Consider the following 18,402-nt stretch of genomic DNA (forward strand, 5'->3'; position numbering starts at 1 on the left):
AATTAATTTACGTTAAACTTGTTTATCTCATCGCGCAACGTATGAGTGAGCTTTTCCAGAGAGCTGCATTGTGATGTGAGGTTATCCGACAATGAGCTGTTACTTTTAGTAATACTAGCGACCGAAGTTAAATCTACTTCAAGTGCTTTCATTGATTCAGATTGCTCAAGGCTAAGCTGCTCTAAAGTTTGAACTTGTTTGGCAAAGACACCAAAATGCTTAATAATTTCTAAAAACGCCTGCTCAGTACTGCCAGAGGCCACTTGACCAACATTGATTGCGTCGAGTGACTCTTGCACTAATTTTGAAGTCTCACCGGCGGCATCCCCAGTTCTTCCTGCAAGGTTTCTTACTTCATCAGCCACCACGGCAAAGCCTCGTCCGTGTTCACCTGCACGAGCAGCCTCTATGGCTGCATTTAATGCAATCAGATTGGTTTGGCCGGCAATGGCGGCAATGTCTTTCATGATGTTTGATACTTTTTGACCCGACTCGTCAATATCTTCAAACGCATGAACCATCTCGTTTATTTTACTCTTACTTTGTGTCGCTTCATTTTGGGTTTTACTCGCCTGATCGCTCATGCCCAAAATAATGGTGTTCTTATTTGTTATTTCGTTTAGCAAATGAGTCAATCTATCAGATACGTTATCTATGGAGCTTTGCTGAGTCACTACTCCATCTTGCAGATCGTGACTTTGTTGATTAATAAATGCTGAAGAGTTGTCCACATTGGAAACCACTTCTTTTAGCTGTTGAATGAGTCCCGTCAAATTAGCTGACATTTGGTTTAACGCTTGAGCCAGTGCGTCGTCTTCACTCGCATCTATGTGTTCGGTTAAGTTACCTGCTGCAATTTTTTTGGCAAAACTGACCTTTTTAAACTGGTTTTTTATAGCATTTTGCGTTGCCCGTGCAATTTGACCAATTTCGTCAGGCTCAGCGGCTAGACCTTTGAGAGTTGTTTCATTATCAGTGAGGGACTTAATATCACCCCGCGCAAGAGCGGTAATTAAATTGACAATCTTTGCGATGCGGTTAGTAATATTTCCTGTTAGAAAATAAATAACAATAACAAGTACGATAAGAGTAGTGGTGCTCATTAAAATTGTAGTAACTACAGTATCGGTAATAATGCGGTTAACCTCTGCTTCATTAATACTGGTCACTAAATACCAGCCTGTATCAGCTTGTTTGCTCACCGCAGCGAGATAGGTGTTTGAATCTTCGGTGAATGTTCTCACTCCTTCTTGGGAGCACAAACTTGTGTAGTCAAAGCTTATTTCCTTACCATCTTCAAGTAATGGGTGCGCTAGTGGTTTGCAATCTGAGGTAAGAATAAAAGAGTAACTTTGATTGTCTACTCGGCTAGCATCAACAAAATCTTTATACAGATTTTGCAGTGGAACGCTAAGAAATACCACATTATTAGATTGCATTGATTTGGCAAAACTGACTAGCGGGGTACCATCAATCCGACTGAAGCGGACATCAGATATAACAACTTCAGTTGAGCTTCTTGCATCTTGGACGTATTGCATCTTGCCGTAGTTGGCTCCAACACGCTTTGCGCTACCAGCGAAAATAGCCACACCATCGGGGTTAACAAATGCGATGTTTCGGTAATCTAAACTATCATTAATATCCACTAGAGCATTATTCACTAAAGTATGATCAGCATTACCTTGCTGAGAATAAAGTTCCATGTTTGCTAACGCTGTGGTTAGATCGGTTTGAAAGCCAATCCAATTATTAATGTTCTTTTTCAGGTATTCATTTGATGTACTCACTTTCTCCGCAGATAATGACCTGACTTCATTTACCGTCGATATAGTCGACACTGTTGCCAAAGAGGCAAAGCCTAATATCAATACGGGAATTAAAGTTGTTAAAAATTTTGGACGTATTTTTTTTATATTTGCCATTTATATTTGCCATTTATATTTTCTATATCTAATAAGAATATTTCACAAAAGTAATTTCTGAATCTTGACAAGCATTACCAGATTCCTCGCTGAGTATTAAGAAACTTGATTTTTCTGGGATGTTTAATACAGATTCAGGGCGGCATAATTTGCCAAACATTGCACTGTCATTAGTCAACGAAGTGAGTTGTTCTGATTTAGGTGAATAAAACCATAAAGCATAATGGTCTTTTTTCTCAACACTGCCAGAAATCAGGATATACCCCTTCATTTTAGGAATGTATTCAAGTCCACGGATCCCCTCTCCCTTTAAGTCTAAGGTAGTAATTTTGGTGCTGTAGTCACCGCTAAATGGATCGCTAACTTCTAGTAATATTGCTTTTCCCGTATTAAGAGATAATTTTCCATCAAATTCAGGAGAGCCAAAATTATCATCATACAGTGGCGAGCGAAGACCAAACACCAAGGCTTTTTCAGATTCAGGTGAGGCGCTCAAGCCTTCTACATTTAAACCTCCACTTTTACCAAATGAGATACGCACTCGGCGAAGCCAGTCATTATTGCCAAATTTAGTTTCAAGAGCATTCAATAACATTTCACGTGCATAAACGTAACGTTCGTTAGTTACTGTACCATCATCACCTACTGTAAAAGCGGATAATACTCTGTAATCACTGGTATCTTCATTCACTTGACTTAAACTTGACGTAACAAATACAGAATTTTTAATTTGCGTTGTCCCTTCGATATCACGTTGAATAATTTGCCGACCTAAAATTGGTGATGGATCACTAATTTTCCCTAAAGAATTATAGCGAATTTCGGGAAATTCAGAGTTTTTGCCGCCATCATAGGCCATAAATACTGTGCCATTGACGTATGCAGAACCACTTAAGTCTTGGGAAATATTTCCATTGAATTTATATTGTGAGGTTTTACCTGAATCAATTTCTTTAACAGAAGCAGCTTGAGTTAAAGCAGGAATAAATAAGGCGAGGGAAATTATAATCGTTAATTTTTTAAACACTTTGACCATCCAAATGAGGTTATTTACTTTCGTAGTTTTAACAATGCACGACCATGAAAATTGAAGGCTCAAACTATGGCGATGTATATAACATCGACACTTACACAAAAAAGTTTAGAACAAATATTCGATTCTAAGACCGGTAATAGTAACATCATCACCACCAACAAAGTCACCGTCACCGTCAGCAAACTCATCTAACGAGGCACGAGTATGGTTCAGCCTGAATACTACGTTTGAATGGGCATACCAGTTTAGACCAATAGTAATATTGTCTGAACTACCACCAAATACGTCTGCGTCTGCGTCATTAAAATCGACACTACTGTAGCGAATTGCTAGCTCAAGACCGCCATGCTCTGTGGTGGGTCGAACAGGACCAAACTCCGCATCAGACAAGTTGTACGGTCTTCCTTCTCCCCAAATCATATAAGACGCATCAACATAATAACCACTAGTATCTACATCTTCATCATCGATGTCATTTCGAATAAAAGTGTTTTCTAGATACTCAGCTTGCAACATAAATTTATTATATCGAGCCGCTATTTCTAAACTAATACTGCGCTGACTAGCTACTCGCTTGACTTTACCTGTATTAATTAACTCATAATCTAACACCTTGCTTTCTGGACGAACACGCAAGCGCATTTTACTTTCACCATCAGATTGAGGTTTCCAATCCATATGGTTAAGGCCTACGTGAAACATTTGAGTTGCATCGGCGTTAACAAAGGGGCGATAAACAAAACGGCCAGAATAAGAATAAGGGATGTGAACGCCAACCAGCTCGCCTTCATCGTCTTCTACTTCGGTGTTATCTACACCAAGCTCATTACCAAAGATACTTACACCGCCAAAGAATGAATCATTGAAATAGCTGGCACTAAGTCCCATGGCTCGACCAGGGTTCGATGCGTCGGTAACCATTGGAGTTTCCATGAACGTGTACCATCGTGACGTGGTCATTTCAGCAATACTGAAAAAAGGTTTGTGATTACCAATCTTAAAATTGAAATTTTCTAAGCCTATATAAGCAATCCACATATCTTTGATTTCAGGTTCGTGATCGGCAAAATCGATATCAAACTCACCAGCCCACTTATTATCAAACACAGTTTTAAACGCTAGACGGGCACGTCTAATGTTAGTTTTTTCAACAAAATCATTTTTGTCACTGCTAACAAAGCCAGTGTCTAACATAATGCGGCCATCAAGCCACAGTTTGAAGCTACCACTGTCACTTTTAAATTTAAGATAGGCGTTGTCATAACTCGCTTGTACTGGTTCGGTTGCATAACCATTCATAGAACCAATAGCCAAAGCCAAAATACTTAATTCACTTAAAAATTTCATCAGTAATCCTTTTTAGTTTTTGGAATTAAATTAACTATAGGTAAAATTTAGGCATTTTGGAGGAACAGTTAAATTTAATAAGGTATACTATTTAATACAATGGCATCTTTTCACACGTCAAATAATTGCCATACTAATCATAGGTCAAATCTACTTAGACACAAATCTACTCTGTTTATTTAAGTTACCTCTCGACATTTTTCGAGGTGTTCGTCAGTTGCATGATTCGGGCATGACCCAGGGTATTGGCGAATCACTGCGGCAGCTAGAAGCGGCACGACGATTTTTCCTGTCTGCTGAACCATTGGCGCAAGTGAATAGACTTCTCGCTGGAGAGGGTTCATCGCTCAAAACTGTGGGTGGAAAAATAGAAAGTGCTTTAAAAATCACACAGCGTGCTTTAAAGAAGTCGCATAATCGGGGACATCCACAACAAAAATCTGTTAAATCAATAAGTTAGTATTCTCAGGGTCTAAACCCAAGCCTAAAAGCAGCTAAAGCTTAATCGCCTTAGCTGCTTTTTTATGGTCAAACACTATTCTAAAGGTCGAACCAAGAGTGGTTGATGGCAGGCTTCATGATCAGTTCGCAAAAGCCCGTTTAGCGCTGTGCTTTAGGATTAAGCTTTCAAGCAAAGCCTTCGCTATTTTCTTGTCTTCTTCATCAAACTGTTGCAAGGCTTCAAACTGAAGCTTGAGATCATCATCGGGCCCCCGCATATCGTCCCCAAATACCAACCAATCTAAAATCTACTTAGACAAGCAGTGCGCCAAGCAAAGCTGGCGATTAGATCAAGAGGTGTAAGTCCTCTGCTCGGTAAGATGTAGCGCATCGCCGAGGCCCTAAGTCTGGGTGGTAATGGGTAACCCTTATGGCTAAGCGTTGACAGGGGAAAGCATAGGCGCAGTATTGAGCTCCGAAATCATAGTTTGAGATCGCCGACCGCGTTGTCTGATCGGGAAGGCTATAAGGATAGTCACGTTAAGCGAGTGATTATGCTGATTTCCGGAGTCGATAGACCTGTTGCATGTGTGGATGTCTTTCGTCGGCTTGTTTGAGTAAGCCCGTGGGCAAATCTCAAACGCGTTTTTTTAAACTACACATTAGGAAGATAGATAGGCTCACGCCATCTATAACAATAGCACTGAACACACTATCCGTTTGCCAGCGCCTCAGCCTTTACTACTCAGCGGGCTATGCGGGCAGGACGCCCGCGTGCAGCCTTCAGGGATGAACTGGTAGCGGCCCTGTGTCGTGAAGGCTGAGGCTGCGAGATAAATCTACGCAGTGCAAAATCGCCTCGCCCTTTAGCGTGTGCTTGGTGTGAGTGTCAATCAGTAAAAGTTTTGGCGTCGAGTATAAAGCGTTGCGCTATTTATACATAGCGGGCGAGTATGCGGCTGAGGAGTTCGCTTAAATGCCGTAAAAAAAGCGTGCCGCCATTGGGCAGGTAGCGCTCTTTGTCGGGGTGGCCTACAGCAATGAGCGCGATAGGGCGACTGCCGTGGTGCACGACACATAAAGCAGCCGAGCCAACATCTTCGGACTGCCTAAAAAGTGCGTTAATTTCGGGTTGGCTAATGCCGCTAAAGGCTGTTTTGCTGCCGTTTAAGCGTTTGTTAAGTGCGGGTTGAAATTCGGTGGTATGTAAAAATTGCGTTGTTGCTGAATTGAGTTTTTTATCGAGTACCCAAATCGCCGCGTGGGGAACTTTAAACTCTTGGTTTAAGCTGTAATTGAGTGCGTCAAAAATATCCCCAAGCTCGCTGCATTCGATTAAGGCGAGGGTTAGGCGTTGGCTAAGTTCAAATAACCTATCATTATCGCGTGCGTTACCGAGTAAGATATTTAAGCGTTCGCGAATATTACTGTTGCGCTCGCGAAAGGTGTGCACTTGTTTTTCGATCAGTGAAATTGCGCTGCCCGAAGGGTGAGGCAGGCGAACCTGGAGCAGTAAATCGAGGTGCTTTTCAAAGAACTCAGGGTGTTGCTGTAAATACAGGGCCACTTGTTTTTCGCTTACAGGAGAGGGCGCATTTGGGAGTTCGGCAGGCGTTGGGCTATTGGGGTTGTTGTGTGTGGATTGAGCGTTTGTTGGACTATGACTCATAGCTATTGGCCTGTGATTAAATGCGCATTTGCCCGTGAAAGACTGTGGCTGTTGGACCGGTCATAAGTACCGGAGTATTGGCGCCTTGCCATTCAATGGTTAGACTGCCGCCTGGTAAATTGACGGTGACGATATTATCAAGCAGCCCTTGCAATTGCCCTGCCACTACAGCAGCGCAGGCGCCGGTGCCGCAAGCGAGTGTTTCGCCTGCACCGCGCTCGTAAACGCGCAAATTTATCGTATTGCGATCGATAATACTCATAAAGCCAGCATTCACTTTATTAGGGAATTGACTATGGGCTTCTACAAGAGGGCCTATTGTGGCTACGGGGTATTGGTGTGTATCGTCAACGCAGGTTACCGCATGAGGGTTGCCCATCGATACGGTGCCGATCGTCAGGGAATTGGCGATATTATTGGGGGGTAACGGTAGGTTATAACTGGCTTGCTGGCTATTGACCTTAAAGGGGATGCGGGTCGGGTTGAGTTCGGGCACGCCCATATCTACTGTGACGTTGTATTTGTCAACCACGTTTAATACCAGTAGGCCCGCTGCGGTTTCGGCGCGAATCGTATGGTTGCCGGTAAGTTTACGCATGCGCACAAAAATGGCAAAGCAGCGTGCACCATTACCGCAGTTTTCGACCTCTGAACCATCGCTATTAAAAATACGGTATTTAAAATCGGCATCGGGCCGCGAAGGGGCTTCGACAATAAGAATCTGATCACAGCCTACACCAAAATTACGGTCGGCAAGTTTGCGCGCACGTTCAGGGGTAATATTAACCTGCTGGCTAATGGCATCGATCATGACAAAGTCATTGCCTAAGCCGTGCATTTTGGTGAAGCGGATTTTCATAGCAAGCCTTATTCAGCAGTCGTAGCGTTGGCGAGAGTTGACTCTAGAGCCATTAGGTCATCAAGGGTTTCGCGTTGGCGAACAATGAAAGTGCGTGCGCCATCCACCATAATTTCACAGGCGCGTGGGCGCGAGTTGTAGTTGGAACTCATGGTAAAACCGTAAGCGCCTGATGATTTAATGGCGAGTAAATCACCTTGCTCTAATGCCAGCTTGCGATCTTTGCCTAAAAAGTCACCGGTTTCGCAGACGGGACCTACAATATCCCACGTTAAAGGGGGCGTTTTGCGCGGGTTGACGGGCACAATGTCTTGCCACGCTTGATACAGTGCTGGGCGAATAAGATCGTTCATTGCAGCATCAACAATGGCAAAGTTTTTGTGCTCAGTGGGTTTGAGGTATTCAACTTTGGTGAGTAATATGCCGGCATTAGCGGCAATTGAGCGGCCAGGCTCAAACATTAAAGCAATATCGCGGTTGCCTAAGCGGGCCTTAATGGCATTAATATAATCGCTAATGGCAGGCGGGGTTTCATCGTTATAGGTGACACCCAAGCCGCCCCCTAAATCGAGATGGCGAATATCAATCCCTTCGCCAGCAAGGGTGTCAACCAGCTTAAGAACGCGCTCAAGCGCATCTAAAAAGGGCTGAGTCTCAGTAAGCTGCGAGCCAATATGGCAATCTACACCATTAATGCGCAAGCCCGGCAGGCTGGCGGCGTGTTTATAAACGCTGATGGCCTCGGTGATATCAATACCAAATTTATTTTCTTTAAGGCCGGTTGAAATATAAGGGTGTGTATTGGCATCTACATCGGGGTTGACCCGAATAGAAATAGGCGCAACGGTGTTTTGGGTGCTGGCGACTTGCGATAAGGTTTCGAGTTCGCTTTGTGACTCGACGTTAAAGCAGCCTACGCCTACATTCAGTGCGCGAGCTATTTCGCTGGCGCTTTTCCCTACGCCCGAAAAAACAATTTTTGCGGGGTCACCACCGGCGCGTAGCACCCGCTCAAGCTCACCACCCGACACAATATCAAACCCTGCACCTTGCTCGGCGAGTAAGCTTAATACACCTAAGTTAGAGTTGGCTTTTACGGCATAACAAATCGCACCCGGCCAGTCACCTAGCGCGCTCGCATAGGCTTGATAGGCATCGATGAGTGCTTTGCGGCTATACACAAAGCAGGGGGTGCCGTATTGGTTGGCAAGCGTGTTTAAATTGACTTGCTCAAAATGTAAGCTGTCGTTTTCTAAAGTGAGAGACATCAGGAAGCCTAGGTATTGTTAGGGAGCTTAAATGTACTTTGTGTCGCGCTATTATCGTGCGAATGCTGCGCTTTGGTGTCCACGGTATTGGGTTTAGGTGCCACTAATGGTCCCTTATGACCACAACCACTTAGCACCAGCGCAAGTACGCTAGCGGCTATGGACGTTGTAATGGTGGTTAAAGCCGCTTGTGTCATTTATCTATACAGCGTGACGCTGCCCCCCTTATTAATGAAGCACCAGAGTATACGGGCGGGAGCCAGTGTGAACAATACTATCGCTATGGGTGAATGAGATTTTAACGGGGCGATCACCTATTTTTAAAACTTTAAGGTTCATCTTTTTCTTGAAAGCAACGACAATAGGCCGTTATTTATTTAAGGTAATGAGGGCATTATGCATTTAGCACTGGGCAAGTACAGGCATTACAAAGGGAGCTTTTATCACGTGACAGGCATCGCTAATCACAGTGAGACGCAAGAGTTATTGGTGGTATACCGTTGCTTATATGGCGATTTTAGCTTGTGGGTGCGGCCACTGGTAATGTTTACCGAGCGGGTAACGGTAGACGGTAAAGACATGCCACGCTTTGAATTTGTTGGGGATATGTAGTGACACATGCCCCAAAGGCAGCGAATAAGGCCGCTACAGCACAGCAAGCGCGAAATGACACATTCTATATGCATTTGGCTTTGCAGCAAGCTCGTAAAGCGTATAGCAAAGGTGAGGTGCCCGTAGGTGCCGTGCTGGTTGCCGGTGATCAAGTGATAGGCAGTGGTTTTAATCAGCCTATTACCGCGACCGACCCAACGGCACATGCCGAGATGCAGGCTTTAAGAGCGGGCTCGCAAACGATACATAATTACCGTTTACCGGCCACTACGCTCTATGTCACAGTCGAACCCTGTACGATGTGTTTAGGGGCTTTGATTCATGCTCGTGTGCAGCGAGTAGTATTGGCTGCCTTGGAGCCCAAGGCGGGCCGAATCTGCAGCCATAGTTTATTAGATGATGCTTGTTTTAATCATCGATTAGAGGTGACGGTAGGGGTGTGCGCCCAAGCCGCAAGCGATTTGATGCAAGCTTTTTTTGCTGAGCGAAGGGCACTAAAAAAAAGCTTAAAGCAACGCGCTTTGTTAGCATCGCGTCATCAAGCATAAGACAATGTAATCAGTGCAACGCCCACTGATTACATTGCATTAATGTCTTCTAGCTCTTCTAGGGCACTGCTAATGATTGATTCGTAGCTGTGATCGGGCTGGGGCGATGACGTCTCATCGCTCATCGAGTCCTTGGTGTTGTCGGCTTGCTTCCAAGCAATAACATTATAAAAATTGCGAATGTTATTGACGTAGCTAACGGCCTCGTGGCCTCGGGCATAGCCGTAACGGGTTTTCTTGTAATATTGACGCTTGGTTAAAAGCGGCAATCGCTCGCGTACATCGCTCCATAAATTGGGGTTCCCGCCTTGATCTTGAGTGATTTTACGCGCATCTTGTAGATGCAAAAAACCGATATTATAAGCCGCTAATGCTAGCCATGTTCGGTCGGGCTCGGTGATATCATCACTTAAGCGGTCATACATTTTACGGAAATATTTAGCACCACCTTCAATGCTCTGGAGAGGGTCTAACCGGCTTTTGACCCCCATTTCTTTTGACGTGTTTAATGTGAGCATCATAAAGCCGCGTACCCCTGTACGCGATTTGGCTTTGGGGTTCCAGTGCGATTCTTGATAGCTTAATGCTGCGAGTAATTGCCAGTCGAGATCATATTTTTGAGCGGCGGCTTGCAAAGCAGCTTGCCATTTAGGGAGCCGCGTGCGTAGGCGCTTGGTAAAAATAAGCGCCCCACTGTAATCAATATGGCCAACATGACCGTAAAAGCTCTCGGTGATTTCGGCGAGTTTGCCACTGCTTTGCAGCGTTTTCAGGTAGTGATTAGCTGCATTGACTAGGCTGTTATCTTCCATTTTAGGCAGTGCCCAAGCAAGCGACTCGGGCTCGCTAATATCAAATGCCGCTAGGGCTCGAGGATAGGCGCTGCTATTCATCTCTAGTGCATTGGAGTCGACAATGGCATAAGTGACTTTTTGATTATGTACACTTTCCATAAGATCTAGCATTTCTATGTCGTACTGCTCTTGCCATACGAGATCGGGGTATTGTTTTTTGATGGCGCGTAGGCGCTCGGCATGGCTGCTGTTGCCAATCACTAAGATGTCTTTACCGATAATATCGCTGATGCCAGCGGGTTTGGGAGAGTTTGATCGGTAAATCAGTTGCTGAGTCACCTGCAAGTAAGGCTCGCTAAAATGAACGAGTTGCTGGCGCTTTGGGGTAACGGTTAGGCCCGCGGCTGCCATGTGTACAGTGCGTCGATTAATGGCTTTAAAAATGAGCCCTAAATCTTCGATTTCAATAACCTGTAGCGTTACACCTATTGACTCGGCAAAGCCGCGTAGTAGTTCATAATCAAAACCGGTATATCCTTCGTTATCTTGATAATAGGTGGTTGGACCATTGCGCGAGGCAACCGTTAAGGTGCCCGAGAGTTTAATGCGCTCGAGCAGTGTGGGCCAATGGCTCGCTTGCAGTGGATAACACAAAAGGCAGACACAGGTCACCATAATCACATGATTGGTTACTCTGTAGCTAATTTCGCGAATAATGTGTTGCCATTTATGCATAGGTCGGTGCGTCTATTTATTTTTAAGCTAAAATCGGGTGAGTAAAGGGCTTAACAGGGGTATCGCCACATGCGGTTTACCATAAGTTTTGGCTACAGCGCGGCGTTACGCCACTGCTGTGTTAAACCATTTTGAACTTAAAAGCTCCAGCCGGAATGCCATTAAAGTTGAGCCTTAAGGGTGATCTTAGAATTAACGTTTTGTTATATCTCCGGTCTCTTTTGGGTCCAAGTATCTTGCTTTTGCGGGCGTAATTGCGTTGATGTTACCGCGTATACGCAGCGGCGGGAAGCTTGTTACGTCATAATGGATGATTGGCGCGCCATATTGAGGTTGTTGCTAAGCGATAGAGATTGATAATAACCGACATCAAATTGACGCCTTTTGCTGCGACTCGAGAGGAAATCGAGTACAATGCGCGCTTTTTTCGATCACACGTTTAGCAGACTTTGAGACTGATTCCTCTATGTTGATTTTGCCCGGTGCGCCAGCGCTTTCTGAATTTCGAACCCAAAAACTTCTTTCTACTTTGCAGGCTACTGAGCCAAGTATCTTGGCGGTTTATGCCGAATATGTGCATTTTGCGGATTTAAGTGAAACGCTCAATGCTATTGATACTGAGGTCCTTGCTCGACTCCTGACCTACGGCCCAAAGGCCGATAAAAAAGCGTCTGCCGGTCAATTGTTACTATCTGTGCCGCGCCCGGGGACTATTTCGCCTTGGTCTTCTAAGGCGACTGATATCGCGCATAATGCAGGCCTGAGTCAAGTGAACCGCATTGAGCGAGGTGTCGTCTACCATTTAGAAGGGGATTTTGACTTAAATAGGGTCGCGCATTTACTGCATGATCGTATGACCGAAGTGACCTATGGCAGTCTTGATGAGGCCGAAGCGTTATTTGCTAAGCATGAGCCTAAGCCGCTATTTCATATTGACATTCTAGGGGGGGGTAAAATCGCTTTAGAGGCGGCCAATATTTCATTGGGCTTAGCATTAGCCGATGATGAAATCGATTATTTGGTGGCGAGCTTTACCGATTTAGCGCGTAACCCTACCGATGTTGAATTGATGATGTTTGCACAAGCAAACAGTGAGCACTGCCGCCATAAAATCTTCAACGCGAGCTGGACGATTGATGGCGAAGAAAAAGACTTATCGTTATTTAAAATGATTAAAAACACCTATGCATTAGGTGGTGAAGATGTACTGTCGGCCTATGCCGATAATGCCTCTGTGATTACGGGTACGGTTGCTGGGCGCTTTTACCCCAATCCAGACACCCACATCTACGGTTACAATCAAGAACCTGTTCATATCTTAATGAAGGTTGAAACCCATAACCATCCCACCGCCATTGCGCCTAACCCTGGCGCGGGAACCGGCTCTGGCGGTGAAATTCGTGACGAAGGCGCTGTGGGTAAAGGCTCTAAACCCAAAGTGGGCCTGAATGGTTTCACTGTTTCTAATTTGCAAATTCCCGGTTATAACCAGCCCTGGGAGCAAGATTACGGTAAGCCCGATCGCATTGTGAATGCACTCGATATTATGCTTGAAGGGCCCATTGGCGGCGCGGCGTTTAATAACGAATTTGGCCGCCCCAATATTTGTGGTTACTTCCGGACGTTTGAGCAAGATTTTGATGGTGAGCGCCGCGGTTACCATAAGCCTATTATGCTAGCGGGTGGTTATGGCAATATCAAAGAAGAGCATATTGCACAAGAAGAGTTTGCACCGGGTTGTCACCTCATTGCCTTGGGTGGCCCAGCTATGCTCATTGGTTTGGGTGGTGGCGCGGCTTCATCTATGGCATCGGGTACTTCCTCAGAAGATCTCGATTTTGCCTCTGTACAGCGGCAAAATCCCGAGATGGAGCGCCGCTGCCAAGAAGTTATCGATCAGTGTTGGCAGCTTGGCACGAATAACCCGATTGCATTTATTCACGATGTGGGTGCTGGCGGTTTATCAAACGCTTTTCCTGAGCTTGCCAAAGATGGCGGCTGTGGTGCTAACTTTGAATTGCGCGATGTACCTAATGATGAGCCAGGCATGTCACCGTTAGAAATTTGGTGTAACGAGTCGCAAGAGCGCTATGTGATGGCTGTTGCGCCAGAGTGCTTGGCGCGCTTTAAGGCAATTTGTGAGCGTGAGCGCTGTCCTTATGCTGTGGTAGGCGAAGCCATTAGCGAGCAAGTGCTACGTGTCAATGATCGCGATTTTGACGCAAAGCCTGTTGATTTACCGATGAATATCCTTTTTGGTAAAGCTCCTAAAATGCACCGCGAAGCCACCACCTACAATGCACCATTAACCCCTTTACGTATTGATTTAAGTGTCAGTGATGCCGCTGAGCGAGTGTTGCAACACCCTACGGTCGCGAGCAAGCAATTCTTAATTACTATTGGCGATCGCTCGGTGACCGGTATGGTGGTACGCGATCAAATGGTTGGGCCTTGGCAGGTCCCTGTGGCCGATTGCGCAGTGACTACGGCAACTTTTGATAGTTATGCTGGTGAAGTTATGAGTATGGGCGAGCGTACGCCTATCGCCTTGATTAATGCAGCGGCGTCGGGCCGTATGGCTGTGGCTGAGTCGATTACCAATATTGCTGCCACGCCGATTGCCCGCTTGCGTGATATTAAGCTGTCGGCGAATTGGATGTGTGCTGCTGGCCATAAAGGTGAAGATGCTAAGTTGTACGAAACGGTGACTGCTGTAGGTATGGATATTTGTCCGGCATTGGGCTTAACGATCCCAGTGGGTAAAGACTCGATGAGTATGCGTACGGCCTGGCAAGATGATGGTCAAGAAAAGGCGGTGACTTCGCCTTTGTCGGTCGTTATTTCGGCTTTTGCACCAGTGACGGATGTGCGAAAAACCTTAACGCCCGAAATCAATGCTGCCGAAGGTAATCAGTTGGTATTGATTGATTTAGCCGCTGGCAAGCAGCGTCTGGGTGGCTCTATTTTGGCGCAAAGTTGCAATCAAATGGGTGACGACTGTGCCGATGTTGAAGATGCGAGCGCACTCAAGGCATTTTTTGAAGGCATGCAGGCCTGCTTAGAGGCCGGCACGATTGGCGCTTACCATGATCGCAGCGATGGTGGTTTATTAGCGGCTGTCGCTGAAATGGCATTTGCTGGTCGCTGTGGTTTGGCCCTTGATGTGACTGCTTTGGGGAGTGACCCGATGGCAGCGCTCTTTAATGAAGAGTTGGGCGCTGTTATTCAGGTTACCGGTGAGCACCTTAATGTTGTACGAGATGCGTTTAGCGCCGCAGGGTTTACCGGTGAGTTAATTGTGCTCGGTCAAGCCACTAAAGATGAGGCCATTGTATTGCGTGCGGGCGAGCAAGTGCTTATTGATACAACGCGTGCTCACTGGCAGCAACTATGGAGCAAAACCAGTTTTCATATGCAATCTTTGCGCGACAATGTTGATTGTGCTGAGCAGGAGTTTGCCAGCATTGCAGCGCCAGACCCTGGGTTGAGCACGCAGTTAACGTATGATCCGAGCAATAATATAGCAGCGCCGTTTATTGCAACCGGTGTACGTCCTAAAGTGGCTATCTTGCGTGAGCAAGGTGTGAATAGCCAGCTAGAAATGGCGGCGGGTTTTGAGCGCGCCGGTTTTACAGCTGTTGATGTACATATGAGTGATGTGCTGAACGGTCGTGTACGCTTAGAGGATTTTAAAGGCTTAGCCGCTTGCGGTGGCTTTAGTTATGGCGATGTTTTAGGTGCTGGCGAAGGTTGGGCAAAAACCGTCTTATTTAACGGGATTGCACGCGATCAATTTGAGGCTTTTTTCCATCGTAATGATACTTTCAGTTTAGGCGTATGTAATGGTTGTCAAATGATGTCTAATCTTAAAGACTTGATTCCCGGTGCCGATTTGTGGCCGCATTTTGTACGCAATATGTCTGAGCAGTTTGAAGCGCGTGTAGCGCTTGTCAAAGTGGAAGAATCTAACTCGATTTTGTATCAAGGTATGGCTGGTTCGCATTTGCCAGTGGCGGTTGCACACGGTGAAGGCCGTGCCGAATTTGCCGATAAAGCTGCTTTTGAAGCCTGCAATACTAGTGGTCAAGTGGCAGTCAGATTTATTGATAACAACCTCAATGTCACTGAGGCGTATCCTGCCAACCCGAATGGTTCGCAAGCGGGTATTACCAGCTTAACCAGTACTGATGGTCGCGCGACTATTTTAATGCCTCACCCTGAGCGCGTATTCCGCACAGTGGCAAACTCTTGGAAGCCAAGTGATTGGAATGAAGATGGTGGTTGGTTGCGCATCTTCCGCAATGCCCGTGTTTTTGTGGGTTAAAGGTGGCGGTTTTAGTGAGGCCTATAATTAAAATCGATGCAAAGCTTGACCTGCAGCAATAAAACAAATACTGTATGCGCATACAGTTAATGATGAGGATACATTTATGGCAGTAATTGCTGTTTGGCAATGTGATCGGGATGGGGCTATGTTCAAAAACAAAAAAGATGCCGACGACCATGATAAAATGCTTGAGCTGGCTGAGAATATTACAGCCCTCATTGAGCAAAATATTAAAGGGATAGACGAAGCGCAAGCCGAAGCTGTGGGCTTATTGCTTGCTAAGCGTCGCGATATTTTGGCGCGCGCCTGTAAAGGTAAGCCAGAGCTTCTATTAGAAGAAGAGCCAGAAGAGCACAATGATGGCGACGTATTTGATGTTGAAGCCTAGTGTGTGATATGGAAGTTTAGCTACTCATTAAGTAGCCATAAAAAAACCCTCAAAGCTTAGCTTTGGGGGTTTTTTTATGGGCGTTAGTTTTTTGTTGTTTGATGCTTGAGGGGTATTAAAATACTGACAGGGTCGCCCTTGTCTGGTGTCTTGTAATTCTTTGTGCGATTATGCCGACTTTAAATTGTGCCTGCAGTTGCTGTGCTTGGCTATTTTGCGGGTAAAAACATAAGCCTATTTAGATAAGAGTGATATTTATGAGTCAAGTGGAAGTTGCCCTTAAAATAAAAGCAAGTTTAGGTGAGTGTCCGCGCTGGGATGAACAAGAGCAATTATTGTATTGGCTGGATATCAATGCAGGACAGCTACATTGCTTAGACCCGGCAACGGGCGAGGATCGCTTTTTACAATTTGATGAAGAAATTGGTTGTTTTGCTTTGCGAGAAAAGGGCGGTTTTGTGTTGGCGATGCGCACAGGGCTATATACTATTGATGGCTGGAATACACAGCGAACCTTTATTGCAGACCCTGAGCAAGGCATGGAGAAAAACCGCTTTAATGACGGGCGTTGTGATGATAAAGGCCGTTTATTTGCTGGCAGCGTATACCCGCCAAAAGATTATGGCGGTGCTAGTATTTATTCACTAAGTGCTGAAGGTGAAGTGAAGTGTTGGGTTAAAGATTTATTAACCGCGAACGGTATTGCTTTTAGCCCCGATAATAAAACGTTTTACTATGCCGACACTCCAAGCCATGCCATTACTCGCTGCGATTATGATTTAGACTCGGGCGAGGTGAGTAATTGTTCAGTTTTACACCAGTTTGAGCATGGCTGTGGTCGCCCTGATGGTGCCGCCGTTGACAGTGAAGGCTACTACTGGAGTGCGCTGTATGAGGGAGGACGCATAGTGCGTGTTAGTCCTCAAGGTGAGATTGTGCAAGAAATTGCTGTGCCAGCTAAATGCCCCACAATGGTTGCTTTTGGTGGTGAAGATCTTAAAACGATTTATATTACGACTGTGGGCGGGCGCCCTGATGAAGAGTTGTTAGCCTACCCTGATTCTGGCGCGGTCTTTAGTGTGCGTGTTGAGGTTGCTGGCCGAATCGAAAACCGCTTTGCTGGCTAGTGCTGGCTTGGCATGCGCTATAAAAGCGCTTGATATTTTTTTGTGACTATTCACTAGGCTGACAAACTTCACTGATTAGAGTGCTGATGGATTATTTTCTGGGCATTGAAGCGCAAGGAGCGCTTATAGTGCGCGATGGGTGGCTTGAAAGGCCCAGTCAATAGTTTATGAGTGCTCAATGTTGATATTTCTGAAAAGTGACTGCTTTTTAGCTACACCACTTTTTAGCTATATAGCATTGCTTTAAATATGCCATTTTATTTTAAAGAGTGAGGCGTTTTGCTCGTTCTTTTTGGGTGATTACTTGTAATATTGGTACTCGATAAACATACAGAGGTCACAGTGAATTCTACAGTTAAGAAGCTCTTTTCGGCGGGAATTTTTTCTTTATCGAGCGTTTTTTTGGCGTTTGGCTTAGCTTGGTCGCTGCTCTATCATATTGATTTTTCGTATGGCCGCTGGCATGACGTGGGTGGAATTGGTGCCGCTATTGAAAAGTATGCCCCGCAAAACTATTACCGTTCAGGCTTTGCCGATACAACTAAAGCGCAGCGTGAGTCTCTCTTTCAGCAAATTAATTATAGTGTTCACCATGATGCTGTCGGGCTAGAAAGCATTGTGTACTCAGTACCCGGTCACCCCACACAAACACTATTAACCGCCGATGAGGTTGGGCATTTGACTGACGTAGCTATTTTGGTTAATAAAGTAGAATGGTTGGTGATTCTAGGGGCATTGGGTTGGCTGGCCATGGCAATTCATTATTATCGGGCTCGTATACGCCCCCCTTCTGTGCTGAACCAGTGTTTGGCCTTATTGATTTTGATGGCGGTGTTCGTACTCGTTTTACTGGTGATTGGCCCAACTAAGGCATTTAGCCAAATGCACGAATGGGTTTTTCCACCAGGGCATCCGTGGTTTTTTTATTATCAGCAATCACTGATGTCGACAATGATGTGGGCGCCGGTGCTATTTGGCTGGATTGCTTTTGAATGGGCGGTGTTGACGCTGTTTTTTTTTGGTTTATTACAGTTTTCGGTGAGTCGCATTTTGCGTCGATGCGTGGCTGTTACACTCGCCGATATTGACCCTAATCCTAACCCTAGCCCTAATACTGATAAGGCTTAATTTGGGATAAAGTGCTAAAAGGCAGTGACCTATCGCTTGTGCTCAGTAGTCTCGATTTGCTTAGGCTATCGGCAGATTAGGGGCGTCTATCATATAGTGGGCACTGATCGTATTTTGTTCAAAAGTCAGTAATCTTGCCAACTTCGTCACTGAATGTGGCACTTGAATTTGCTATTATTAGCCAATAAATAAATATTA

The 18,402-nt window shown here is 45.4% G+C and carries 16 protein-coding genes; 7 read left to right on the forward strand and 9 right to left on the reverse strand.

The features are described 5' to 3' along the window. Positions 1-2: 2 nt before the first annotated feature. From AC438_RS03315 to AC438_RS03325, 3 genes are all read right to left on the reverse strand, one after another. Positions 3-1,925 (reverse strand): methyl-accepting chemotaxis protein, encoded by a 1,923-nt coding sequence (locus AC438_RS03315; protein WP_053979859.1) that lies wholly within the window; start codon positions 1,923-1,925, stop codon positions 3-5. A gap of 28 nt (positions 1,926-1,953) precedes the next feature. Continuing rightward, the gene (locus tag AC438_RS03320; RefSeq protein ID WP_053979860.1) at positions 1,954-2,952 is read right to left on the reverse strand and encodes a hypothetical protein; all 999 of its coding nucleotides are present in this window, start codon (positions 2,950-2,952) and stop codon (positions 1,954-1,956) included. Positions 2,953-3,066: 114 nt separating this feature from the next. Beyond that, positions 3,067-4,308 carry an OprO/OprP family phosphate-selective porin gene (locus AC438_RS03325; RefSeq protein ID WP_053979861.1) on the reverse strand — a complete coding sequence of 414 codons (1,242 nt, stop codon included), beginning with the start codon at positions 4,306-4,308 and terminating at the stop codon, positions 3,067-3,069. Positions 4,309-4,540: 232 nt separating this feature from the next. Here AC438_RS03325 and AC438_RS03330 point away from each other — a divergent pair, with 232 nt between their 5' ends. Then, positions 4,541-4,768: a hypothetical protein gene (locus tag AC438_RS03330; RefSeq protein WP_053979862.1), complete on the forward strand. Its 228-nt coding sequence runs from the start codon at positions 4,541-4,543 to the stop codon at positions 4,766-4,768. A gap of 121 nt (positions 4,769-4,889) precedes the next feature. On the opposite strand, the gene AC438_RS16740 is transcribed toward AC438_RS03330, so the two are convergent. From AC438_RS16740 to lptM, 5 genes are all read right to left on the reverse strand, one after another. Beyond that, positions 4,890-5,027, reverse strand: coding sequence for a hypothetical protein (locus tag AC438_RS16740; RefSeq protein ID WP_202904702.1), 138 nt, complete (start codon positions 5,025-5,027; stop codon positions 4,890-4,892). Positions 5,028-5,683: 656 nt separating this feature from the next. Continuing rightward, the gene (locus tag AC438_RS03335; protein WP_082353930.1) at positions 5,684-6,418 is read right to left on the reverse strand and encodes a DUF484 family protein; all 735 of its coding nucleotides are present in this window, start codon (positions 6,416-6,418) and stop codon (positions 5,684-5,686) included. A gap of 16 nt (positions 6,419-6,434) precedes the next feature. Then, complete coding sequence (gene dapF / locus AC438_RS03340; protein WP_053979863.1) at positions 6,435-7,277, reverse strand: diaminopimelate epimerase; 843 nt, start codon at positions 7,275-7,277, stop codon at positions 6,435-6,437. An 8-nt stretch (positions 7,278-7,285) separates the two neighbouring features. After that, positions 7,286-8,548, reverse strand: a complete 1,263-nt coding sequence (gene lysA / locus AC438_RS03345) for a diaminopimelate decarboxylase (RefSeq protein WP_420798145.1) — start codon at positions 8,546-8,548, stop codon at positions 7,286-7,288. Positions 8,549-8,553: 5 nt separating this feature from the next. Further along, positions 8,554-8,742 carry an LPS translocon maturation chaperone LptM gene (gene lptM, locus AC438_RS03350; protein ID WP_053979865.1) on the reverse strand — a complete coding sequence of 63 codons (189 nt, stop codon included), beginning with the start codon at positions 8,740-8,742 and terminating at the stop codon, positions 8,554-8,556. Positions 8,743-8,941: 199 nt separating this feature from the next. On the opposite strand from lptM, the gene AC438_RS03355 reads away from it, so the two are divergent. Beyond that, the gene (locus AC438_RS03355) at positions 8,942-9,157 is read left to right on the forward strand and encodes a DUF1653 domain-containing protein (protein ID WP_053979866.1); all 216 of its coding nucleotides are present in this window, start codon (positions 8,942-8,944) and stop codon (positions 9,155-9,157) included. Beyond that, positions 9,157-9,705, forward strand: coding sequence for a tRNA adenosine(34) deaminase TadA (gene tadA / locus AC438_RS03360; protein WP_274377602.1), 549 nt, complete (start codon positions 9,157-9,159; stop codon positions 9,703-9,705). The genes AC438_RS03355 and tadA overlap by 1 nt, the downstream gene beginning before the upstream one ends. 29 nt (positions 9,706-9,734) lie before the next feature. On the opposite strand, the gene mltF is transcribed toward tadA, so the two are convergent. Continuing rightward, entirely contained in the window at positions 9,735-11,234 is a 1,500-nt protein-coding gene (gene mltF / locus AC438_RS03365; RefSeq protein WP_082353933.1) for a membrane-bound lytic murein transglycosylase MltF, read from the reverse strand. A 466-nt stretch (positions 11,235-11,700) separates the two neighbouring features. Between mltF and purL the strand changes: the two genes are divergently transcribed. From purL to AC438_RS03385, 4 genes are all read left to right on the forward strand, one after another. Further along, positions 11,701-15,558: a phosphoribosylformylglycinamidine synthase gene (purL, locus tag AC438_RS03370; protein ID WP_082353935.1), complete on the forward strand. Its 3,858-nt coding sequence runs from the start codon at positions 11,701-11,703 to the stop codon at positions 15,556-15,558. Between the two features lie 106 nt (positions 15,559-15,664). Beyond that, on the forward strand, positions 15,665-15,949 hold the full coding sequence (locus AC438_RS03375; RefSeq protein ID WP_053979868.1) for a YebG family protein: 285 nt from the start codon (positions 15,665-15,667) through the stop codon (positions 15,947-15,949). 257 nt (positions 15,950-16,206) lie between these two features. Beyond that, a complete protein-coding gene (locus AC438_RS03380) occupies positions 16,207-17,076 on the forward strand; it encodes an SMP-30/gluconolactonase/LRE family protein (RefSeq protein ID WP_053979869.1) in 870 nt (289 codons plus the stop codon). A 342-nt stretch (positions 17,077-17,418) separates the two neighbouring features. Continuing rightward, positions 17,419-18,204, forward strand: coding sequence for a lipoprotein intramolecular transacylase Lit (locus AC438_RS03385; RefSeq protein ID WP_053979870.1), 786 nt, complete (start codon positions 17,419-17,421; stop codon positions 18,202-18,204). The last annotated feature ends 198 nt before the right edge of the window (positions 18,205-18,402 follow it).

Source organism: Marinagarivorans algicola, assembly GCF_001292705.1.
Taxonomy (GTDB): domain Bacteria; phylum Pseudomonadota; class Gammaproteobacteria; order Pseudomonadales; family Cellvibrionaceae; genus Marinagarivorans; species Marinagarivorans algicola.